Annotated in this window: 2 protein-coding genes and 1 tRNA gene; 2 read left to right on the plus strand and 1 reads right to left on the minus strand. The window is 68.0% G+C overall.

All coding sequences use genetic code 11. From position 1 onward, the window contains the following. Positions 1–133: 133 nt before the first annotated feature. Together EVS83_RS15340 and EVS83_RS15345 are read left to right on the plus strand one after the other, a co-directional pair. Positions 134–210 (plus strand) — tRNA-Asp (locus EVS83_RS15340). Positions 211–336: 126 nt separating this feature from the next. Beyond that, the gene (locus EVS83_RS15345) at positions 337–2,304 is read left to right on the plus strand and encodes a peptidylprolyl isomerase (RefSeq protein WP_133502050.1); all 1,968 of its coding nucleotides are present in this window, start codon (positions 337–339) and stop codon (positions 2,302–2,304) included. A gap of 142 nt (positions 2,305–2,446) precedes the next feature. Here the strand turns inward: EVS83_RS15345 and EVS83_RS15350 are convergent. Beyond that, positions 2,447–2,931 (minus strand): enoyl-ACP reductase FabI (locus tag EVS83_RS15350; protein WP_133502052.1); only part of this gene is annotated, 485 nt, incomplete at its 5' end.

Raw genomic sequence — 2,931 nt, forward strand, 5'->3', positions numbered from 1 at the left:
GGTCGCGGGTTCGAGTCCCGTCCGCTCCGCCACTCTTTCGAAGGCGCCGCTCGCGGCGCCTTCGCTTTCCGGATCGCATCGCCGGGCGTTATTCGCGAACGATGCGGGCAACTTCGGTTGTCGCGTCAAAAATGGAGCGGTAGTTCAGTCGGTTAGAATGCTGGCCTGTCACGCCGGAGGTCGCGGGTTCGAGTCCCGTCCGCTCCGCCAGTATTCGAAAAGCGCCGGAAACGGCGCTTTTCTTTTGCGCGACCGCCGGGCTCAGCCTCTCCATCGAGCGTCCACGGCGCATGCAAGCGGCTACACTGTCGAGCTTCGCCCTACGCCGTGCCCGCAATGCTGCAATCCCTTCGCGACAAGACTTCCGGCTGGTTCGCCACCGTCGTGCTCGGCCTGCTCGTGGTGCCGTTCGCCTTCGTCGGCGTGCAGGACTACTTCCGCCAGACGCGTGAGATGCCGGTCGCCTCGATCAGTGCGCCGCCGAAGTGGTGGGCGGGCGCGCCGTCGTTCTGGCCGGTCTCGCTGCTGTGGCAGCACGAAGACGTCAACCAGCGCGACTTCCGCGAACGCTTCGAACAGGAACGCCAGGCCGCGCGTCAGCAGCAGGGCGCGGAGTTCGATGCGCGCGAGTTCGAAAGCCCTGCGAGCAAGCGCAAGGTGCTCGACGATCTGATCGACGAACGCGCGCAGTCGCTCTGGGCCAAGCGCCAGGGGATCGTCGTCAGCGATCGCATGGTCCAGCAGGAGATCCTCAAGGTTCCCGCATTCCAGGCGAACGGCAAGTTCGACATGCAGCAGTACCGCCTCGCGCTGCGCACGTTGAACCCGCCGCGCACGGAGAAGCAGTTCGAGCAGCTCATTCGCGACGGCCTTGCGCAGACGCTGATGCGCACGACGGTCGGTGCGTCCGCATTTACGACGCCGAAGGAAATCGATCGGATGGTCGCGCTGTTGGGCGAGCGCCGTGACCTGTCGCTGGTGGAAATCCCGGCGCCGGCACTCGACAGCGCGCCGGTGGCGAATGCCGAAGTCGAAAGCTGGTATCGCGCGCACAGCAACCAGTACCGCGCACCGGAGACGGTGACGCTCGAATACGTCGACCTCGACGCGAGCACGTTGCCGCCGCCGGTGGTCGACGAAGCCGCGCTTCGCCAGCGCTACGAGCAAGAGAAGACGCGTTTCGTCGCCGCCGAGCAGCGTCAGGCGTCGCACATCCTCATCAACGTGCCGGCGGGCGCGAGCCCGGCGGTCGAGAAGGCGGCGAAGGACAAGGCGACGCAGCTCGCCGCGCAGGCGCGCGGCGGCGCCGACTTCGCGGCGCTCGCGCGTGCGAACAGCGACGACACCGGCTCCAAGGCAGCGGGCGGTGACCTCGGCTTCGTCGCCAAGGGCGCGCTTGCGCCTGCGTTCGAGAAGGCGCTGTTCTCCATGCAGCCGGGCCAGATCAGCGACCCGGTGCGGACCGAGTTCGGCTGGCACGTGATCCAGCTGCGCCAGATCCAGCAGGGCAACCAGGAGACCTTCGAGCAGGCACGCGCGACGCTCGAGAAGGAACTCATCGACGCCGGCCGCGAACGTCAGTTCAACGAAACGACGTCGAAGATCGTCGACGCGGTGCTGAAGAATCCGTCGTCGCTCGGCCCCGCGGCGCGCGTCGTCGGCGTGCCGGTGCTGACGGCCGGCCCGATCGCACGCGGGCAGGGCACGGGCGTGCTCGCCAACCCGCTGGTGCAGCGCACGGCGTTCTCCGAAACCGCGATCGGCCAAGGCATGGTGTCCGACCCGATCGACGTCGGCGCCAACCACAGCGTGCTGCTGCGCGTGACCGCGCACGCCGCCGCGCGTCAGCTCACGCTGGCGGAGGTGCGCGATCGGGTGGTCGCGGCGGTGCAGGCCGATCGCCTGATGAAGGCTGCACAGCGCCGCGCGGATGCGGTGCTGGCGCAGGTTCGCGCCGGTCAGTCGCTGGCGCAGGTCGCCGCCGCGCAGGGCCTGCCCGAGCCGAAGCCCGTCCTCGGCGTGCCGCGCAGTGCGAACGTCGCCGCGCCGGGCGTCACCGACGCCTTCTTCGCCGCCTATGCGCCGAAGGGCAAGGTGGCGGCGGGATCGAAGGTGCTGCCGGATGGCCGCGCGCTCGTGTTCGTCGTCGATACGATCAAGCCGGGTACGGCAGCGGACGCGGGTGGCGACATCACCACGCTTGGCCGCCAGATCGGCCAGCTGCACGGTCTGGTCGACTTCGAGGCGGCAGTTCGTGCACTGCGCCACGGCTACAAGATCGAGGTCAACGAGTCGAACCTCTGATTCGAACTCGTCGTGTGATTTCGGACGGCCCGCGAAAGCGGGCCGTTCGCGTTTCCTGGCGTGCATGGCGGGCGCGACGCAACGAAAAAGCCCGGCGCGTGCCGGGCTTCGTCGTGCAACGTATTAATAAGAATCGCGATGATCAGTCGTCGTCGCCGATGCCCGTCATGCCAAGGATGTTGTAGCCCGAATCGACGTACGTCACTTCGCCGGTGATGCCCGCGGCGAGGTCGGAGCAGAGGAAGGCGGCGGCGTTGCCGACATCCTCGATCGTCACGCTCCGACGCAGCGGCGCGTAGCTCTCGAAGTGGTGGAGCATCTTCCGGAAGTTGGCGATGCCGGCAGCGGCGAGCGTCTTGATCGGGCCCGCAGAGATCGCGTTGACGCGCGTGCCTTCCGGGCCGAGGTTGAGCGCGAGGTAGCGCACCGTCGCCTCGAGGCTGGCCTTGGCCACGCCCATGACGTTGTAGTTCTGCAGTGCGCGCTCGGCGCCCAGGTAGCTCAGCGTCAGGATCGAGCCATTGCGGCCGGCCATCATCGGGCGCGCCGCCTTGGCGAGTGCCGCCAGCGAATAGGCCGAGATGTCGTGCGCGATGCCGAAGTTCTCGCGGGTCAGGCCGTCGAGGA

It is taken from the genome of Cognatilysobacter terrigena (assembly GCF_004361065.1).
In the GTDB taxonomy this organism is placed as follows: domain Bacteria; phylum Pseudomonadota; class Gammaproteobacteria; order Xanthomonadales; family Xanthomonadaceae; genus Cognatilysobacter; species Cognatilysobacter terrigena.

Coding starts and splice junctions, on each gene's coding strand:
- EVS83_RS15345 (WP_133502050.1), top strand. CDS start 337: ATGCTGCAATCCCTTCGCGACAAGACTTCCGGCTGGTTCGCCACCGTC.